Origin of the sequence: Pseudomonas sp. DSP3-2-3 (genome assembly GCF_049898225.1) — a bacterium.
Lineage (GTDB): Bacteria > Pseudomonadota > Gammaproteobacteria > Pseudomonadales > Pseudomonadaceae > Aquipseudomonas.
The window spans coordinates 258,685-277,201 of the sequence record NZ_JAFCXH010000005.1 but is presented as its reverse complement, the minus strand read 5'-3'; the positions used below and the strand labels follow the sequence as shown (position 1 = coordinate 277,201).

General features: G+C 61.3%; 19 protein-coding genes. 4 read left to right on the top strand and 15 right to left on the bottom strand.

Going from position 1 to position 18,517, the window contains the following annotated elements; genetic code table 11:
* Positions 1 to 59 precede the first annotated feature (59 nt).
* The 3 genes from ACP7E4_RS08630 to ACP7E4_RS08620 all read left to right on the top strand — a co-directional run bounded on the left by ACP7E4_RS08630 (position 60) and on the right by ACP7E4_RS08620 (position 3,129).
* Positions 60 to 971 (top strand): formate/nitrite transporter family protein, encoded by a 912-nt coding sequence (locus tag ACP7E4_RS08630; RefSeq protein WP_426118090.1) that lies wholly within the window; start codon positions 60 to 62, stop codon positions 969 to 971.
* Positions 972 to 1,076: 105 nt separating this feature from the next.
* Positions 1,077 to 1,760 (top strand): response regulator transcription factor, encoded by a 684-nt coding sequence (locus ACP7E4_RS08625; protein WP_331151820.1) that lies wholly within the window; start codon positions 1,077 to 1,079, stop codon positions 1,758 to 1,760.
* Positions 1,738 to 3,129 carry a sensor histidine kinase gene (locus ACP7E4_RS08620; RefSeq protein WP_426118091.1) on the top strand — a complete coding sequence of 464 codons (1,392 nt, stop codon included), beginning with the start codon at positions 1,738 to 1,740 and terminating at the stop codon, positions 3,127 to 3,129. Before ACP7E4_RS08625 ends, ACP7E4_RS08620 begins: the two co-directional genes overlap by 23 nt.
* 250 nt (positions 3,130 to 3,379) lie before the next feature.
* Here ACP7E4_RS08620 and ACP7E4_RS08615 read toward each other — a convergent pair whose 3' ends face one another.
* From ACP7E4_RS08615 to ACP7E4_RS08605, 3 genes are read right to left on the bottom strand one after another with little or no spacing between them, the layout of a single operon-like run.
* Complete coding sequence (locus ACP7E4_RS08615) at positions 3,380 to 4,225, bottom strand: amidohydrolase family protein (protein ID WP_426118092.1); 846 nt, start codon at positions 4,223 to 4,225, stop codon at positions 3,380 to 3,382.
* A gap of 58 nt (positions 4,226 to 4,283) precedes the next feature.
* Complete coding sequence (locus ACP7E4_RS08610) at positions 4,284 to 5,570, bottom strand: MFS transporter (RefSeq protein WP_426118093.1); 1,287 nt, start codon at positions 5,568 to 5,570, stop codon at positions 4,284 to 4,286.
* A gap of 28 nt (positions 5,571 to 5,598) precedes the next feature.
* Entirely contained in the window at positions 5,599 to 6,330 is a 732-nt protein-coding gene (locus ACP7E4_RS08605) for a GntR family transcriptional regulator (protein ID WP_426118094.1), read from the bottom strand.
* 171 nt (positions 6,331 to 6,501) lie between these two features.
* Between ACP7E4_RS08605 and ACP7E4_RS08600 the strand changes: the two genes are divergently transcribed.
* Positions 6,502 to 7,506 carry a DUF4917 family protein gene (locus ACP7E4_RS08600; protein WP_426118095.1) on the top strand — a complete coding sequence of 335 codons (1,005 nt, stop codon included), beginning with the start codon at positions 6,502 to 6,504 and terminating at the stop codon, positions 7,504 to 7,506.
* 154 nt (positions 7,507 to 7,660) lie between these two features.
* Here ACP7E4_RS08600 and ACP7E4_RS08595 read toward each other — a convergent pair whose 3' ends face one another.
* The 12 genes from ACP7E4_RS08595 to gspE all read right to left on the bottom strand — a co-directional run bounded on the left by ACP7E4_RS08595 (position 7,661) and on the right by gspE (position 18,482).
* Entirely contained in the window at positions 7,661 to 8,392 is a 732-nt protein-coding gene (locus ACP7E4_RS08595; RefSeq protein WP_426118096.1) for an alpha/beta hydrolase, read from the bottom strand.
* Between the two features lie 72 nt (positions 8,393 to 8,464).
* Positions 8,465 to 10,771 (bottom strand): type II secretion system secretin GspD, encoded by a 2,307-nt coding sequence (gspD, locus tag ACP7E4_RS08590; RefSeq protein ID WP_426118155.1) that lies wholly within the window; start codon positions 10,769 to 10,771, stop codon positions 8,465 to 8,467.
* Positions 10,771 to 11,295 (bottom strand): hypothetical protein, encoded by a 525-nt coding sequence (locus tag ACP7E4_RS08585; RefSeq protein ID WP_426118097.1) that lies wholly within the window; start codon positions 11,293 to 11,295, stop codon positions 10,771 to 10,773. The genes gspD and ACP7E4_RS08585 overlap by 1 nt, the downstream gene beginning before the upstream one ends.
* The gene (gene gspM, locus ACP7E4_RS08580; protein ID WP_426118098.1) at positions 11,292 to 11,903 is read right to left on the bottom strand and encodes a type II secretion system protein GspM; all 612 of its coding nucleotides are present in this window, start codon (positions 11,901 to 11,903) and stop codon (positions 11,292 to 11,294) included. Before gspM ends, ACP7E4_RS08585 begins: the two co-directional genes overlap by 4 nt.
* Positions 11,878 to 12,948 carry a type II secretion system protein GspL gene (locus ACP7E4_RS08575; RefSeq protein WP_426118099.1) on the bottom strand — a complete coding sequence of 357 codons (1,071 nt, stop codon included), beginning with the start codon at positions 12,946 to 12,948 and terminating at the stop codon, positions 11,878 to 11,880. Before ACP7E4_RS08575 ends, gspM begins: the two co-directional genes overlap by 26 nt.
* Positions 12,945 to 13,667: a type II secretion system minor pseudopilin GspK gene (locus tag ACP7E4_RS08570; RefSeq protein WP_426118100.1), complete on the bottom strand. Its 723-nt coding sequence runs from the start codon at positions 13,665 to 13,667 to the stop codon at positions 12,945 to 12,947. Before ACP7E4_RS08570 ends, ACP7E4_RS08575 begins: the two co-directional genes overlap by 4 nt.
* On the bottom strand, positions 13,664 to 14,284 hold the full coding sequence (locus ACP7E4_RS08565) for a prepilin-type N-terminal cleavage/methylation domain-containing protein (protein ID WP_426118101.1): 621 nt from the start codon (positions 14,282 to 14,284) through the stop codon (positions 13,664 to 13,666). Before ACP7E4_RS08565 ends, ACP7E4_RS08570 begins: the two co-directional genes overlap by 4 nt.
* Positions 14,281 to 14,658, bottom strand: coding sequence for a PulJ/GspJ family protein (locus tag ACP7E4_RS08560; protein WP_426118102.1), 378 nt, complete (start codon positions 14,656 to 14,658; stop codon positions 14,281 to 14,283). The genes ACP7E4_RS08565 and ACP7E4_RS08560 overlap by 4 nt, the downstream gene beginning before the upstream one ends.
* Positions 14,655 to 15,092, bottom strand: a complete 438-nt coding sequence (locus ACP7E4_RS08555) for a GspH/FimT family pseudopilin (RefSeq protein WP_080482188.1) — start codon at positions 15,090 to 15,092, stop codon at positions 14,655 to 14,657. Before ACP7E4_RS08555 ends, ACP7E4_RS08560 begins: the two co-directional genes overlap by 4 nt.
* 8 nt (positions 15,093 to 15,100) lie before the next feature.
* On the bottom strand, positions 15,101 to 15,532 hold the full coding sequence (gene gspG, locus ACP7E4_RS08550; RefSeq protein ID WP_426118103.1) for a type II secretion system major pseudopilin GspG: 432 nt from the start codon (positions 15,530 to 15,532) through the stop codon (positions 15,101 to 15,103).
* A 26-nt stretch (positions 15,533 to 15,558) separates the two neighbouring features.
* Entirely contained in the window at positions 15,559 to 16,761 is a 1,203-nt protein-coding gene (gene gspF / locus ACP7E4_RS08545; RefSeq protein ID WP_426118104.1) for a type II secretion system inner membrane protein GspF, read from the bottom strand.
* Positions 16,758 to 18,482 carry a type II secretion system ATPase GspE gene (gene gspE, locus ACP7E4_RS08540; RefSeq protein ID WP_426118105.1) on the bottom strand — a complete coding sequence of 575 codons (1,725 nt, stop codon included), beginning with the start codon at positions 18,480 to 18,482 and terminating at the stop codon, positions 16,758 to 16,760. The genes gspF and gspE overlap by 4 nt, the downstream gene beginning before the upstream one ends.
* Positions 18,483 to 18,517 lie beyond the last annotated feature (35 nt).

The following is an 18,517-nucleotide window of genomic DNA, read 5'->3' as shown; positions in this document are numbered from 1 at the left end:
CAGCACTCATCTGTCTGCGCCCTACCCGCGTCTAGCCCCATTAGCATCAAGGAAGTCGTATGCAAGAGCACACAGAAGGCAAGACCCCGGGTCTGTCCGCTGAAGAAGAGCGTGAAGTCGATAAAAACCAGCCACCCCGCGCGGCGGTACTCCACGAGACCATCCGTATCCAGGGCGATCACGAACTGGAACGCAGCGTTGCCGCACTCTGGTGGTCGGCACTGGCTGCGGGCCTGACCATGGGCCTGTCATTGATGGCCATGGGTTTGTTCAAATCGCGCCTGGCCGATGTCGAGGCCAGTCATGTGATTGCCAGCCTGGGTTATTCAGCCGGGTTCCTCGCGGTCATTCTGGCCCGTCAGCAACTGTTCACTGAAAACACCATCACCGCTGTTCTGCCGGTGATGAGCAAGCCGACGCTGGCCAATTTCGGCCGTTTGCTGCGCTTGTGGGGCGTGGTGCTGGTGGGCAACCTGTGCGGCACGCTGCTGGTTGCCTACGTGATGCTGCATTTGCCGATTTTCGATACCAAGACCGACGAAGCCTTTCTGGAAATCGGCCGCAAGGTCATGGAAAACGACGTCACCCACATGTTTTCCAAAGGCATCGTGTCCGGCTGGATGATCGCGACCATGGTGTGGATGATTGCCTCCATGGAGACGGCGAAGATCTGGATCATCATCCTCATCACTTACCTGATGGCCCTGGGCGACTTCACCCACATCGTGGTGGGTTCCGCTGAAGCCGGGTATCTGGTGTTTGCCGGCGAGCTGTCCTGGCATGACTTCTGGCTGGTGTTTGCCGGGCCGACCCTGGCGGGCAACATCATCGGCGGCAGCTTTATCTTCGCCCTGATCAGCCATGCGCAGATCCGCAGCGAGAACGACACCACGGCGAAAATGGAACGCGACCGCAAAGCCAGGGTTCTCGCCAGGCAGCAGCAGGACGAGCAAGACAAGGCAGCCGGTTAACGCTCAAGCCAGGAACAGGCCCGGCACATGAAAATCTTTTCAGAAACCGGGCACGGGATTGCAGGCAGAATACGGCTTTGGCCGTAACCCTTTCAGGCAGGCAACATGACCCGGATTCTGACCATCGAAGACGACGCCGTCACGGCGCAGGAAATTGTCGCCGAATTGAGCAGCCATGGACTCGACGTAGATTGGGTCGACAACGGCCGCGAAGGCCTGGCGCGGGCGGTCAGCGGCGATTATGACCTGATTACCCTGGATCGTATGCTGCCGGAAGTCGACGGCCTGGCGATTGTCACCACCTTGCGCGCTCAGGGGATCTACACACCGATCCTGATGATCAGCGCCCTTTCCGATGTGGACGAACGGGTGCGCGGCCTGCGTGCCGGTGGCGATGATTACCTGGCCAAACCCTTTGCTTCCGACGAAATGGCCGCGCGCGTCGAGGTCCTGCTGCGCCGACGTAATCCGGTGGCGGCCTCGGAAACCCTGCTACGGGTGGCCGATCTGGAGCTGAACCTGATCAAGCGCGAAGCCAGTCGCGGCAAACAGCCGCTGACGTTGCTGCCCACCGAATACAAGCTGCTGGAATTCATGATGCGCAACAGCGGGCAGATCATCACCCGGATGATGATCTTCGAAGAAGTCTGGGGTTATCACTTCGATCCGGGCACCAACCTGATCGACGTGCATATCGGTCGCTTGCGCAAGAAACTTGATCCACCCGGCATGACCCCGCTGATTCGAACCGTACGAGGCTCGGGCTATGTCATTGCTGAACCCGTCTAACGGCTGGCGCTCATCCAGCAGCCGTTTGCTGGCGCTGTACAGTTTTCTCTTCGTGGCCTGGAGCTGCACCCTGATCGGCGTGGTGTACTGGGAAGTCACCAGCTATCTCGACAACCTCGCCCGCCACTCCCTCATGCAACGCCAACAATTGTTTGCCCGCTTCCAGGGCGAGCAGCTGGTCGAGGCGCTGGCCACCAGCATGACCTTCGACATGCGCGCCGTGGACGCCTACGGCCTGTTCGATGCACGCCTGCAACCGTTGGCCGGGCCGATCCGCACCATCCCGGCCAATCTGCCGCTTGATGGCACGATTCACGAACTCAACAACTGCGTCGACTCCGACGACCCCGACATGCCGCGCGACAGCTGCGATGCGGTCGCCAGCCGAACCCTGGACGGCCAATGGCTGGTGTTGGTCCGGGATAACGGCTCGCTGTTCGCGGTCACCACGTTGATATTACATGCCCTGCTCTGGGGTTTGTCGCTGACGATTATTCCCGGCATTGCCGGCTGGCATTTGCTGCGGCGCCGGCCGTTGCGGCGCATACGCGGCATTCAGGCCAGCGCCGAGGCCATCGTCGCCGGGGACATGACCCGCCGCCTGCCGGTTTCAAGCCGTCGCGACGAACTGGACATGCTGGCTGTGATCGTCAACGCCATGCTCGACCGTATCGAAAAACTGATGAACGAGGTCAAGGGCGTCTGCGACAACATTGCCCACGACCTGCGCACGCCGTTGACCCGTTTACGGGCGCAGCTGTACCGGATTCAGCAGCAATCGCCGGAAGACTCCCTGGTCGCCACGCAAATGGATCAGGTGATTGCGGAAGCCGACACGCTGATGGCGCGCTTTCGTGGCTTGCTGCGCATTTCCGAGCTGGAAGATCATCAACGCCGCTCGGCCTTCGTCGAACTGGAGCCTAAGGCGCTGCTGCAGGAAGTGCATGATTTCTACTTGCCACTGGCCGAAGAAGGCGGCGTCAGCCTGCATTTACAAGTGGACGACGACCTGCCGCCATTGCTCGGCGACCACGCTTTGCTGTTCGAAGCGCTGGCCAATCTGCTGAGCAACTCGATCAAGTTCACGCCACCGGGCGGCAGCGTGATTCTCGGCGCACAGGCCGAAGGCGGCAGCACCTGCATTACTGTGGAAGACTCAGGTCCCGGCATTCCTGAAGCGGAACGCAAAGCAGTATTCCGGCGTTTCTATCGCAGTGAAAACGGCAATCAGCAAAGCGGCTTCGGCCTGGGTTTGTCCATCGTCGCGGCCATCGTCAACCTGCACGGCTTCACCCTGCACATCGGCACCAGCTCGTTGGGCGGCGCGAGTTTGAGTCTGGAGTGTCGGCAGGTTAAGGCGTTGGTTTGAGTTTCATGGCGGTTGCTCGACTCCGCTGGAGCGAGGCTTGCCCGCGAACATAGAATCTCCAACGGATCTGGACGTACAGCCGATGCATTTGCGTCTACTGGAATGCCGTCTTCCCGGCTAAAGCCGGTCCCACAGTGGGACCGGCTTTAGCCGGGAAGGCGTCGGTTCAGACGATACTTCTGCGGCGCCTGGCGGTTGCCCCCAGACATAGAATCTCCAATGGGGCCAAGTTGGCGATGTCCTATTTCTGTTAAACCTCAACCACCGAAAAACCAAACAACGCCTGTGGCGCTTCGACCAACAACGCCCGACGCACGCTGTCGGCGCAGCCTGATTCCTGTAGTTGCTGAACGACGGTATCAAAACTGACGTCCTGCTCATGCTGGGTATGCGGCCAGTCGCTGCCCCAGACCAACCGATCGAGGCCGAAATGCCTGGCCAGCAACGGCAAGGCCGCCTGGGCGAAAGCCATGTTCTGCTGGTTGCTACCGCCGAGGCGGTAGATGGCCGAGACTTTCACCCACACCTGCCCAGTCGAACCGGTCTCCAGCAACGCCTGGAACGCCGGGTGTTCGACGCCCGACAGCGCGTCCGGACGGCCGAAGTGATCAATCACAATCTTGCAGCCGAAAGGCAACAGGCCGCGAATCACCTGCGGTAAATCGACGACGCCACGATGCAGCTCCACGTGCCAGCCCAAATCGACGACATGGCCGATAAGACGCTGCCACTGCGGCTCGGTAAAGTCCGGCAGCGCCTTGCCCATCAGGTTCAGGCGGATGCCGACGATTCCCTGCCCGGCCATCTGCTCCAGTTGCTCACGGCTGATATCGATATCCACCACGGCGACACCGCGCAGTTGCTCAGGGGCTTGTTGCAGCGCTGCGAGCAGGTATCGGTTATCGGTGCCCAAAAAGCTCGGCTGCACCAATACGCCATGGCTCAAGCCGTGAATGCGCAATTGCGTCAGGTAGGCATCCAGCGTGGCATCGTAATCGGGTGTGTAGCGGCGGCCCGAAGTGAGCGTCAGCTCGCGGTTGAACACATGGGCGTGACCATCGATACCGAGGATTGGCGAGGTAGGGGAATCAGGCATGGAACTCATCTTTAGAAGGAAGGCGCGATGTTCGATACATCGCGCCAGGGGCGAAGCGTCAGGCTTGCTGCGGGGCTTGAGTACCTTTGCTGTCCGTGTCGGCAGGTGTCGCTTCCAGACTGCGACCACGGGTTTCCGGCAGGCAAAGCGCGGCGAGGACGGCAACGCCGTAGGCGATCCCGGCATCGATGCCAATCGCCGAACCCAGGGACATGGACTCACTCATGTGCCCGACCATGAACGGGAATACCGCGGACAGGACACGACCGAAGTTGTAGCAAAAACCAACCCCGGCGCCGCGCACGTCGGCTGGGTACAGCTCGTTGAAAAACGCGCCGAGGCTGGCTGGAATACCGGCGGCGAAAAAGCCCAGCGGGAAGCCGAGGAACAGCATCTGCGTGTTGGTCAGCGGCAGGAATACGTAGCACTGCACGGTGACGACGCAGCACAGCGCGAACAGCAGAATATTCATGCGGCGGCCGATGCGGTCGATCAAAAAGCCGCTGGCCACGCACCCGCACCAGAAGGCGAAGATAATCACCGCCAGGTACCCGCCGGAGTTCAGCACCGACAGATTGCGTTCGGTCTTGAGAAAGGTCGGCAACCAGGTCATGACCGCGTGATAGCCACCGTGCGCACCGAGGCCCAGCAGGCCGCCGAGCAAGGTGACGCGAATCAGTTCCGGGCGAAAGATACCGGCCATTGATTTGAAGAAGCTGGCCGGTTTGGTCTTGGCTTTTTGCAGGCGTTGGAAACTGTCCGGTTCTTCGACGTTACGACGCACCCAGATGATCATCAACGACGGCAGCAGACCGACCAGGAACATCACACGCCAGGCCATGTCTTGCGGGACAAAGGAATAGATCAGGGTGAAGACACCGACCGCCAGGCCCCAGCCCACGGCCCATGCGCTCTGTACGGTGCCCATGACTTTGCCGCGATATTTCGACTGAATGGTTTCCGCCATCAGCACCGCGCCCGCAGCCCACTCGCCGCCGATGCCGAAGCCTTGCAGCGCCTTGACGATCAGCAGTTGATGGAAGCCGGTGACGAACGCGGAAAGAAAGGTGAACACCGAAAACCAGAGGATCATCCATTGCAGGGTGCGCACCCGACCGTAACGGTCCGACAACGTGCCACCGACCCAGCCACCCAATGCCGATGTGACCAAAGTCACGCCACTGATCAAGCCTGCATCACCCTTGGTCAGGGCAAACGCGGCAATCAGCGCGGGAATCGCCAGGCCGAACATTTGCACTTCCAGAGCATCCAGCGACCAGCCGCCGAAGCAGGCCCAAAACGTTTTGCGCTCACGAGGAGTGACTTGGCGATACCAACTGAACATGTTTTTATCCTTATGGTTATACGTGCTGTCAGCGGATCTCGACGCTGTAGCGGAAATGGCTGGCGTGGCCGCGTGAGCGACGCCATTCCAGAGGCTGACCGGCGTAATTGCGGGCCAGACGTTCAATCACCACCACCGGGCTGTTTTCCGGGATATGCAGCAGTCGCGCATGCACATCACTGACGGACTCGGCGGTCAGGGTTTCTTCGGCGTAGGCCACGACCTGGCCGCACAAGGTTTCGTAGATCGGATAGAGCAACGGACCGTGAAGCTGCAGATCGGTATCCAGCAGCGCCTGGAACAGCACGCGCGGCAACCAGATTTCTTCAGCCAGCACAGGTTGCGCATCCAGCAGTCGCAGCCGCACCAGGCGAATCACCGGCGCATCGGGAATCAGGCCCAGGGCCTGGCTGACGGCGGAAGGCGCAGTCATCGGTTCGATGGACAGAATCCGGCTCTCAGGCACCTGACGCTCACCGGCAGCGGTCTGGAAGCGGAAAAAACGAAACAGCGACGACTGAAATTGCGGACGACGAATGTAAGTGCCCCGCCCCTGCTGTCGTTCGAGAATATTGTCGGCGACCAGCATGTCGATGGCCTTGCGCACCGTGCCGGTGGACAGACAATACTCGCTGGACAGCGCCGCTTCAGTGGGAATCGCTTCGCCCGGACGCCAGCGGTTGTTGGCGATCTGCTCGGCCAGTCGGTCGCGCAGGCGTTGGTAAAGCGGGAGACGTTCGTCGCTGGAGAGTCTGTTCATATTGTTATTGATCTAGTCATCTATATGAATTTGAGCGGAAGTATTGTCTCGATACAAAACTCCGTCAAGGCCAAGACAAGCAATTCTCATAGATCCTTTTTCTATAAGATGGCTGGGTTTTGCCACCGAACGAACCCTCGATGGCGATATTGAACCCGGCACCGAAGCGAGATGAAGCAATTGACCGATATTGATGCCGAACTGGCGAACTGGAACGATCTGCAACCCACTAGCCCGAGCTGGGGCCTGTTGCTGGGTAACGGTGCGAGCCTGGCCGTGTGGAAGAATTTCGCCTATGACTCGCTGTTCGACCTGTCCCAGACCACTCGCAACAACCCGATGAGCCGTACCGAGCTGGCCGTATTCAGCGCCATGGAAACGAGCAATTTCGAGCCGGTGCTGGCCGCGCTGAAGTCGACGATGCGCGTCAACGCGGCGCTGACCATCAGTTCTTCCTCGCCACGCAACCGCTACTTTGCGATCAAGGAAGCGCTGATTCACGCGATCCGCTCGGTGCACATTCCGTGGAAACTGATCGAGGCCAGGACCCTCGCGCATCTGAATAGCGCGTTGCGGCCATATTCCAGCGTGTACTCAAGCAACTACGATCTGCTCGCCTATTGGGCGGTGATGCACGCGCCGGAGCACTTCGACGATCTGTTCAACGATGAGGCAACGTTCAACCTGCATGCAGCGCAGGCCAAAGCCGCCCGCGTGCTCTATCTGCACGGCGGCATGCATCTGGTGAAAAACCTTGATGGCACGGTGCGCAAGCTGCTCTCCTCTGAAAGCACCCTGCTGGGCAGCTTTGCCATCAACGCGCTGGACGACGTGCCGCTGTTCGTCTGCGAAGGGACTCGCGCGGAAAAGATGAAGATGATCCGGACTTCGGATTACCTGTCGTTCTGCCACGGACAATTGGCGCAACACTCCGACGCACTGTGCATCTTCGGTCACGCGCTGGGCAAACAGGACGCGCACATCCTTGATGCAATCCGCCAGGCCAAACCGCAACGCATTGCGATTTCGGTGCTGCCGCGCAGCGCTGCCTTCGTTGAGTTTCAGAAGCGTCACTACCTTGAGCTGTTAGGCGATATGCAGACGCAACTGAGCTTTTTCGACGCGAAGAGTCATCCGCTGGGTAGTCCGGATTTGCTGGTTGCGGCAAAACCGTAGCGCCGCAGAAAGTCGCACGGTCCACCGAATCCCCCAATCCTTCGTGGGACCGGATTTATCCGGGAAGGGGCCGGTTCGGGCAACACATCAGCGGCGCCTGAAAAAGCTTCGAGGACAAGTCCTCTCCCACAGATTCAGCTGTCTCCAACACGGATTAGCCAGCGTTTTTCTTCAGCCACGCTTGCAGATCATCAACTTCTGCTTCGCTGATGGTATGGCCGACGCCGGAATAGCTATGGAAGTCAGGCGTTATCCCCAAGGTTTTCAGATAGGCATCGGCGTCTTTCGCGCCGCTGAACGGCACACGCGAATCGGCAGCGCCGTGACCGATGAACACGGCCAGGTTCTTGAGCTGCGCATCAGGTTTGGCCTTGGCCTTCAATTCGGCGCGCAGTACCGGCAATAACCGGCCACTCAACGCTGCGATACCGCCAACCTGCTCGGGATGCCGCAACCCGACTTCGTAACTCATCATAGCCCCCTGGCTGAAGCCCACCAGGAAAACCTTGTCCGGTTGCGTGTGGTATTTCTCGGTGGCGGCCTTGATGAAGCGGCTCAACAGCTCGCCACTGTTTTTCAGATCCACGGTCACACCGTCGTATTCTTCGGTCTGCGGTTTTTTGGTGAACCACTGATAGCTGCCGGGTTGCAGCTGCACCGGGGCACGCACCGACAGGTAGTTGTAATCGGCGGCCAGCACGTCCTTGATGCCGAACAAGTCTTTTTCGTTGCTACCGTAGCCATGCATGAAGATGACCAACGGCTTGTCCCGCGAGTCAGTGCTGGCCTGAGCCAGGTAACTCAGCGGCAAGTCGGTCTGGAGCGCGTCCTGCGCCTGAACCAGCCCCGAACACACCAACAGCAGTGCAGCAAAAAACTTCAGCATATCGTCATGACCTCATAAGAGCGCCGCCTGATCAGGCGGCGCGATGCGGGTGTCGGGCGACATCATACGCGGTTAATCGTCGAGGCTCTGACGGGCTTTTTCCGGACGCAGCAACTGCATCTGCTGGCGATAATCGTCAGTCACCTGACGCGACTGGCTGCTGCTGGTGATCACCCGCGGCGTGATCAGCACGATCAGTTCGGTGCGGTCCTTGGTTTTTGTGGTGCTGCCGAACAGCCATTTCAGGCCGGGGATTTTCCCCAGATATGGCACGGCGGTGCCGCTGTCGCTGTTGTCCTGCTTGATCAAACCGCCGAGCAGCACGGTCTGGCCACTTTGCACCGCCACCTGGGTCGAAACCGAGCGGGTCGAGATGCGCGGATTGGTCTGGGTATCGGTGGTGGTGCCCGCATCGCTGACTTGCTGTTGGATATCCATATACACCAGACCGCCCGGATTGATCCGCGGCACCACATCGAGGATCACCCCGGTCTGGATGTATTCGACGCTGCTCAAAGTGGTGTCGGAATTGGTGGTGTTGACCGTGGTCTGGCTGATGGGAATGTTGTCGCCGACCTGGATCTGCGCCGACTGGTTGTTCATCACTACCAGCGACGGAGCCGACAGCACTTGCGTGCGGCCATTGGTTTCCAGGGCGTGCAAGGCAATCTGCAAATTGGTGCTGACGAACGAGTAGAACAGCGAGTCCGCGCCCAGACCCGCGCCGCCAGCGCCCAATGCGCCTTGACTGCCAGCGGTGTTGGCGACGGTGGTGCTGGTGGAATTACCCGCCAGACGCCCGAGGTACCATTGCACGCCGAGTTCCAGGGAGCCGCTGAGTTTGACTTCAAGGATCCGCGTCTCGATCTGCACTTGCAGCGGCGGATTGTCCAGGCGCTTGATGGCCACCTCGATCTCTTTCCACTGCGCCGGGCGCGTGCGCACCAGCAACTGGTTGCTGCTTTTTTGCGCAGTGATACGGGTGCTGGAATCGAGAGTTTTTGCTGCCGTGCCGGACTCGCCGCCCTGCTCTGCGCTGCTGTCGGCTTCGCTGTCCTGGCTCTCGCCGTCGGTTTCGGCGTCCGGGTCTTGCTCTGCCTCGGCATTGGAATTCTGGGTGTTGCCCATGCCCATGCCACTGCTGTTGCCCATGCTGCCGCTACTGTTCATGCCGCCGCTGCTGTTCATCCCGCCAGAGCTGCCACTGGAATTGAGCGAAGACATCGTCTTGGTGCGCAGGCCCGGCGCAACTTTCGCCGCCGCGTCGTCCTTGATCGCGCCGTTGCCGTAGATCTGCCGCAGGTATTTGGCCAGGTCAGAGGCTTTCATGTTGCGCACGTCATAGACGTACATTTGCGGCTCGTTACCGCCGCCTTCATCGATGGTGTGAATCCACTCGCCGACTTCGCGCAGGTACTCGGGCTGCGATGAGATCGCCACAATCGAGTTGGTTCGCTCCACGGGCAGGAAACGCACCATGCCCGCCAACGGCATGCCGCTGTCAGGACCGAACATTTTCTGCAATTCGGGCATCAGCTCGCCAACCGACGCACGTTGCAGGCCGTACACGCCCACCGACATGCCTTTGAGCCAGTCCACATCGAAGGTGTCGATGGTTTCCTGATAGTTGGCCAGTTCGTCCGGCGTACCAGCCAGGCTCAATACGTTGCGCGCCGGATCGACCAGCAGGAAGGCATTTTCCCGGGCGAACGGCTTGAGCAGTTTCTGCATTTCAGTGGCCGAGATATAGCGCAGCGGAAACAGCCGCGCGGACATGCCATTGGACGGCTGCGCCACGGCCATTTCCGGCACCAGCTTGCCGGCCACCGCCTGGCTGGCGGGCAGGATCACGTAGCGATCACCCTGTTTGATCATGGCGTTGTCGGTCCAGGACAGCAGCGTTTCCAGAATCGACAGCGCCTGCTTCTTGTTCACCGGCTTGGAGGTCGAAAAACTCACGTCGCCCTTCACGCCCTGGGCGATGCTGTAGTTCTCGTGCAGCAAGTCGCCCATGACGCTGTTGATCACCGCTTCAATCGGCTGATTGGTGAAGTTGAAGACGATATCGCCGCTTTCCCCCGCCCGCGCCGCAGGTGCCGCTGCCGTTTTACGCACGAACTGCTGGTTGCCACGGATCAACTGGCGCGAAGGCGCAGTGGCGGCCTGCGGCTGCTGGGTATCGGCTGGCGGCTGTTCGCTGCGCGGGTCCACCGGGGCACGTTGCGAACCGGTGCCTTGCAGGGCTTCGCGCATCAGGCCGTCATCCTGATCGACGGAACTGGAGGTAGAAGCGCAGCCGCCAAGGGCGACAGCGGTGGCGAGGCAAAGCATGGGCGTGCGCAAGGTGGCTATGTTACGAACTCCTGGAAAAGTAACGATCACGGGGTGGACTCACGGGGAAGAGAAATCGGGGGTGTATTGGACGGCAGCGGCAAACGCGGTGCGCGCAGGCTCAGGGTCTGGGTGCGGCCATCGGAAGAAAATTCGGCTTGCGTGGCGGTCAGCTTTTCCAGCTTCCAGCCATTGGGTAGCGCCTGGCCCTGGTGAATTTTCAGCGGCGGACCATCGCTGCGCTTGATCAGCGCCACGCGCAGCTCGCCGTCGATCATCACGCCGGTCAGGGTCAAGCCTGCCAGATTGGAAACCTGGGCTTGCTGGGCTGAGCGATCCGGGCTGCGATCGGTGCTGAACAGCGGCGCTTGCCAGGTCGCCGACAGGCTTTGCAGGCTGGCGTTGGGCGCGACATGGGTTTTGCCCGCGTCGTCGATCAGGTTGCGTGGCGCGCGTTCCGGCAACCAGTCTGGTGCGTCGGCTACGCCACCGAGAATGCCGGCGATCAGCAGGCCCAGAACCAGCGCGACGCCCAGCAGGCTCATTTCTGACGCACGTAATGAACCGATCATGGCGCGGTCTCCGCAATGGCTGCCGGTTGCAGATATCCGCGCACCAGCAGATGCGCCACCAGCTTGCCGGCGCCGCCTTTGACAGGCGCGTTGGCATCGCGGCGCACGCTCATCTCATCGATGAACAGGAACGGCCGTTGGTATTCCAGCTCATGCAGGATCGCGGTCAGCGGTTCGATGCCGCACTCCAGAGTCAGGCTGACTTTCACCTGCCGATACGGCTCGGCGCCGTCCTGCTCCGGCGTGATCGGCATGCGCTGGGTCAGGCTGCAACCGGCGCCGGTGCTGGCGTGACTATTGATCAGGTCCGCAATGCGTTGCATCAGATCAGCAGCGACGGCGCTGGGGTCTTCGCCGGGCAACAGGCTGGTGCTGCTCGCCGGATCGTTGCGGGCCTGCTCCAGTTGTTGTTTCAGCGAGTCGCCCTGGCGCAGCAAACCGGCATAACGTTGCTGCTGTTCACGCAACTGCTCGGCCTGCTCGTTGATATCGCGCAGCGGTCCGGCGAACCAACTGTCGACGAGCAGCCAGTAACCGACGCAGAGCACCAGCGCCAGCACGATCAACGCCGCGCCGCGACGTTCACGGGATGTCAGTGGTCGGCGCATCGGCGGCCTCCTGATGCAGGTGCGCGCGCAAGGAAAAATGATCCTTGCCGGTTTGCGCGTCGGGCTGGATCACGCCTTGAAACTGGGCGTTCTCCAGGCTGTGGCAATCCTTGATTCGCGCGATCAAGGCACTGGCCTTGGCGCTCTGCCCGGAGAAGGACACTTCGGCGCTGTCATTGATTTCCAGTTGGTCGATCCAGGTGTCGCGCGGCAGGCAGGCGGTCAGCTCGTTGAGCAGCGCGGCCAGCGGCGGCTGCGCGGCTTTGCGGCGGATCAGGTAATTGGCCGCGCCTCGGGTGTTGGTCAGTTGCTGACGGATTTTCTGCACTTCGGCGACTTGGGATTTCTGCGCCTGGACCGTGTTTTCCATCTCCGTTAACAGCCGCTGACGGTCGTCGAGCCACAGCAACATGGCGACGATCAGCAAGCCGCCGCATAGCCAGGCCAGTTTGCGTTGCAAGCCCAGACCGCTGCGGCGCTGACGCGGACGCAGCGGAATCGGCAGCAAGTCGATGCCCATGCGCTGGCCATCGCCGCCGACATCCACGGCATGGGGTTGCAGCCCGAGGGCCGCGCATTCAGCGAGGATCTGATCCAGCCGCTCGCGCAAAATGGCCACCAGCGTGACCTGAATCGAACTGGCATTGCGCCGTTCCTGGCGCGCGACAAAATACAGTTGCGAGGCGTCGAACGGAGTAAAGCGGTCCAGCTCGTAACCCACCACGGTGGCCAGGTTGCGCGCTGCTGCCAGCGGCAGTTGCAGGGTTTGCACCAGTACCGCCGAGGGTGGCAGCAAAAGAACCTGCTGCACCTCGGCGGGGAGCACTGGTAACGGCGCGGTCAACGGCCAGGCGTGCAGCTGCTCCGGCGTGTCGTGGATCAACAGCCGTTGCAGTTTCTGCGGCAGACAGGCGCGCAACTCGACCAGCCACAAGTGCCAGCCGCGTTGCAGCAGACTGCCGCGCCACTCTTGGGCGATGCGTTCGACCAGGGCCAATACCGGCGCTGGCAGCGTCGTCAGCCGCGCTGAAATAAGTCGATTCATTCTTGCCAACGCAGCACCCGATAAGGTTGTGCGCTTCCCTCCGATGGGCTCAATAAAACAGTGGTTTGCAAACGGGCAGCAAAGCCGCCCGCGCGTTGTGCCCGACTATCGATCATCAACACTTGCCCCGCATCGGCGCCAACCGCGCTCTGATTCGGCAAGTTCAACGCCCGGCGCACCAATCCCGAAGCAAAGGCCGGATCGGGCCGATCCATCCCGCTCCATAAGGTGACTTCCGGCAGCAGACGCATGTACAGCGCCTGAGTCATGCCCGGCAGCTGGCGCACTTCTTCAATGACCCGCAACGGCGGCGAGCCATTGCCACGCCGGCCGTCCAGCGCCTGAGCCATGGCAGCGGCCTGGTCCTTACCCGCGCCGCAGGCCTGCGCCAATCGCGCGATATCGCCCACCACCGCGCTGTTCAAATCCAGCTTGCCGCGCTCGCTGCGCACACTGACCAGCAGTTGTGCGTCGTCGAAACGCAGGGTGATGTCCCGGCCATCGGCAATCCAGCGCTTGCGCTGGGCCGGATCGGCCAGGCCCTGCACCGCCAGCGCCAAACCCGCTTCGGCCGCTAACAGCGCCTGGGTATGCTGACGGGCGAACAGCGCCTGACGGGTTTCCAGTTGCACCCAACCCGCCAACCCGCCCAGCAACAGGCTGAGCAAGGCCAGCGCCCACAACACCAGCAACAAGGCAACGCCCCGTTGGTGCTTCATTGGCCGCCCGCTCCGCCGGAAAGATCCAGACGCAAGGCCACCACTTCCGCCAGCCACGGCACCGGGCCATTGACCTTGGCGTCGATGCGCACGGCGCGGGGCAGACGTGTCGGCCACGGCCAATTGCTGATCCAGCCGGTCGCTTCACCTTTGGGTGACACGCCGCGATAGCTGAGTTGCAACTCTGCAACGTCATGCACCAACACTTGCGGGTCGCCCCAGGGTTTGGCCACCGTACCGTCGGCGCTGGACTGAACCTGGGCGAAGGCTATTTGCAGATCAGTGCCGTGCAACGCCAGCGTGTGCAATTGGATGCCGCCGCCCAGCTCGCCCGGCAACGTCGCGACAAACTCAAGTCGCTGGGCGGAGCCCACAAAAAAGCCGCTGCTTTCGCTGTCGTCTTCCGAACTGTCCAGCGGCAACGCCTGGCCGATGGAGCTGCGCAAAAAGCGCTGCGCTGCACGCATCTCGTCCAGACTCACCGTGTAACGCTGCGCCTTGAGCACCGCGCGATTGGCCCCCAGCAACGCGCCGCCGACCAAGGCCATCAACACTCCCATCAGGCTCAGCACCAGGAGGATTTCCAGCAGCGTGAAACCACGCTGGCGCTGCTTCACGCGCCCGCCTTGTCAGTCGGCCCGCGCAGTTTCAGCGTGCTGAACGTCGCTTTGCGGCGCGCTTCGCTGACGGTCAGGTCCAGGCGATACAAGCGCGCCTGACCGGCTTTGCCCGGCTGTTGACTGATCTCCAGCTGCCAGTTGATGTCACCGTCGAGGACGCCGTTGCGGGTGCCGCTCTGCAACGGTCCGGCAGCTTCCTGATCGAACACCGTGCGCGCCGCATGGCTGAGTCGATCGCTGCGCGAGACCTGTTGCAACGAGCGCGCGCTCTGGCCGAAAGCGACCAACAGCACGCTGCTGCACACCGCCATGACGGTCAGTGCAGCAAGCATTTCCAGCAAGGTGAAACCCGTCTGGGCGCTGCGCCTCATTGCAAGGCCTTGGACTGCACGCTGCCGGTCAGCCAGCCGATATCAATACGCCAGCGACGATCACCATTGGCCAGCATCACGTTGCCGCCGGTTGAACCACCATCGGGGTAAAACTCCACGGTCGACCCCATCTCGGCAGCGGTCTGCAAGGTGACCTTCAGCTCCGCAGGCCACTGGCGGATCGGTTGTCCCGGCGCCTGAAAGGCCTTTTTGCGCAGATCGAACACGGTTCTGGCCGGTTGCCCGGTGACAATCGCATTGACCCGGGTCGCCCGGAGCGCATCCACCATCTGCCCGACCGCCTGACGCTCCTTCGCAGCATGCAAGCCTTGTTGCAAGCCGAAACCCACCAGGCCAACGGCGATGCTCATCAACACGATGACCACCAGCATCTCCATCAGCGTGAAACCACGGCTCGCAGCAGGCATTCGCATAAAACGTGTTATTCCCAGTTGCCAAGGTCAGCGCTGTAACCTTCGCCGCCCGGTTGGCCGTCCTGACCATAAAAAATCAGGTCAAAAGTGCCGTGCTGACCGGGGAAGCGATAGCCGAACGCGTGACCGAACGGGTCTTTCAAATCCGAAGGCTTGGCATACGGGCCAGCCCAGCCAGCGGCATTGCCGGATTTCTCGACCAGTTGTGCCAGGCTTTTCGGCGGCGAACCGACGTCCAGGCCGTAGCTTTCGATTTTCATGCCCAGGCTGGCCAACTGCGCCTTGCCCGCGCCGTATTTGCCCTTATCGACGTTACCGCCCACCTGACGCACAACAATCGTCGCGACAATGCCCAGCAGGACAATGACCGCGAGCATTTCCAGCAGGGTGAAACCGCCTTGTTTACGGCCGAATGCAGCGTTGAATCGGGTACGGCTCATTGCGTTGAATCCTCAAGTTTTCACATTCAGATATTGCTGGTCAGGCTCATCAGCGGCAGCATGATGGCGAGCATGATCACCGCCACCATGGCGGCCATGACCACGGTCAGGGTCGGCACCAGTGCCGCGAGCATGCGGTCAATGCCGCGCTTGGCCTCGACGTCGAACACATCGGCGACTTTGAGCAGCATGCTGTCGAGTTCACCGGCCTGTTCGCCGACTTCAATCATTTGCAGCGCCAGGTCCGGCAGCAGCGGTTGCGCACCGAAGGCGCTGGCCAGGGTGCCGCCGCCTTTGACCGATTCCGCGGCCTGGGCCACTTGCGCCTGCAACGCGCGATTGGTGCAGACCTGTCGGGCGATCACCAGCGCTTGCAGCAAGGCCACGCCGTTATGCAGCAAGGTGCCGAGGGTTCGCGCCAGCCGCGCCGCTTCAATACGCTGCAACAACGGACCAATAATGCGGATGCCGAGCAACCGGCGGTCGTTGCGCTCGCGGCGTTGCGGGTCGCGCATCCGGATGCGTAGCGTCCAGATCAAGCCAATCAAGCCGACCAGCACCGCCAGACCATACGCACTGAGGAACTGGCCGAGGGCCAGGATCACCTCGGTAATCATCGGGATCGGCACGCCCAGATCCTTGAAGATCGGCACAAACTGCGGCACGACGTACGCCAGCAGCAACGCCAGCGAACCGAGTACGCCGACCACCAGAAACGCCGGATAGATCAGCGCATTGATCACTTCGCCGCGCAGCAACTGGCTGCGTTCCAGGTAATCGCTGAGCTGGCGCAGGGTGCTTTCCAGCGCGCCACCGGCTTCACCGGCGCGGACCATGCTGATGTACAAGGCGGAGAACTGGCTGCCCTCCTCCTCCAGCGCCACCGATAAAGGCTTGCCGGCTTTTACCTGTTCACGAATGCGTTCGATGAGCGCGCGGGTTTGTGGCTGGCCGGGCTGCTTGAGCAAAATGCCCAGCGAGCGTTCCAGCGGTTGACCGGCGCCGAGCAAGGTCGCCAGTTGCTGGGTGAAACTGACCAGCGCCGCGCCATTCAACAGCCCACCGCCAAACGCATTGCGCAAACCGCCGATGCCCGCTGCTTCTATATGCAGGACCATCAGGCCGCGTTTTTGTAACGCCGCGACCGCTGCGGCCTGATCCTTGGCATCGAGGTTGCCGTTCTGCGCAGCGCCCTGGCTGTCGAGGGCGCGGTATTTGAACAGGCTCAATTGCCTTCACCGCGAGTGACGCGCAGTACTTCTTCAAGCGAGGTCACCCCGGCAACCGCCTGGCGCAAGCCTTCTTCGTGCAAGGTTCGCAATCCGCCGCGCCGCGCGGCTTGTTCCAGAGTCGCCGCGTCGGCGTGGCGCATCAACAGGCTGCGCAGTTCTTCATTCATCACCAGCAATTCGGTGATCGCGCTACGGCCGTGATAACCGCCGCCGGGCGCATCGGCACGCGGCCGATAAAGCAAAATCGGGCGTTCGTCGGTAAAACGATCAAGCCCGTGCTCTTCAATCAATTCAGGCGGCGCTTCGAACGCTTCGCGCGTGGCCGGATCAAGTCGCCGCACCAGACGCTGAGCCAAAATGCCATTCACGGTCGAGGCAATCAGATAGCTTTCGACGCCCATGTCCAGCAAGCGGGTGATACTCGCCGCCGCGCTGTTGGTGTGCAGGGTCGAGAGCACCAGGTGACCGGTCAGCGACGATTGAATCGCGATGCGGCAGGTTTCCAGGTCGCGCATCTCACCGATCATGATCACGTCCGGGTCTTGACGCACGATGGAGCGCAGCGCGCCAGCGAAGTCCAGGCCGATGGCCGGCTTGACCTGAATCTGGTTGATGCCTTCGAGCTGGTATTCCACCGGGTCTTCGACGGTGATGATCTTGCGTTCGGCGGTGTTGAGCCGCGACAGCGCGGTATACAGCGTTGTGGTCTTGCCGGAACCGGTCGGGCCGGTGACCAGCAGAATGCCGTGAGGACGTTCCAGCACCTCAAGAAACTCATCAAGGCGCTCGCCGTCGAAACCCAGGCTCGGGAAGTCAAAGTTGATGGTCTGCCGATCCAGCAAACGCATCACCACGGATTCACCAAAACTGGTGGGCACCGTGGACACCCGCAAGTCCAGCTCCTTGCCCTGAATGCGCAGCATGATCCGGCCGTCTTGCGGCAAGCGACGTTCGGCGATGTCCAGCCGCGCCATGATCTTCACCCGGGAAATCACCGCTGCGGAGGAACTCGACGGCGGCGCTTCGGCTTCATGCAGCACGCCGTCGATGCGATAACGCACCTTGAGCTGGCTTTCGAACGGCTCGATATGAATGTCCGACGCGCGGTTTTCCACTGCGCGCTGCATGATCAGGTTGACCAGGCGGATCACCGGGGCTTCGGATGCCATGTCTTTCAGGTGCTCGATATCCTCAAGAGCACCGCCCTCTTCGTCGAGATTCTCGATCAAGGTGCCCATCGCCGAACGACCCTGGCCGTAATAACGTTCGATCAGGGTTTCCACTTCATTGCGCGGCCCGATGGACAGCCACACCGGTACACCACAGGCGTAAGCGATGGCCTGAAACGGATATAAAACGCTGGGATTGGCCGCCAATACGCGCAACCCGCCCTGACTCCAGCCTACCGGCACCAATTGGTACTGGCGCATGAAGCGTTCGGTCAGGGCTGGCAACGGATCAAGCAGCGGCGGCGCGGAATCAGCGAGCAGCAGCGGCGCATCCAGCAGCGCCGACCAGGCTCGAGCCAATTCGAATTCGGAAACCAGCCCCAGGCGCGTCAACAGCCCGAGCAGTTCGGTGCCATCGGATTCCAGCGCCAGACGGCGGGCGCGTTCCAGATCCACGGTTTTCAGACCGGCATTTTCCATCAGCCAGGCACAGACCTGCTCGGCATCGGGAATCAGCAATCGGGAAGCATCGACAGGGACTAACGGCATGGGCACGGACATCTGTGTAGATCGAAGGAGCAGTG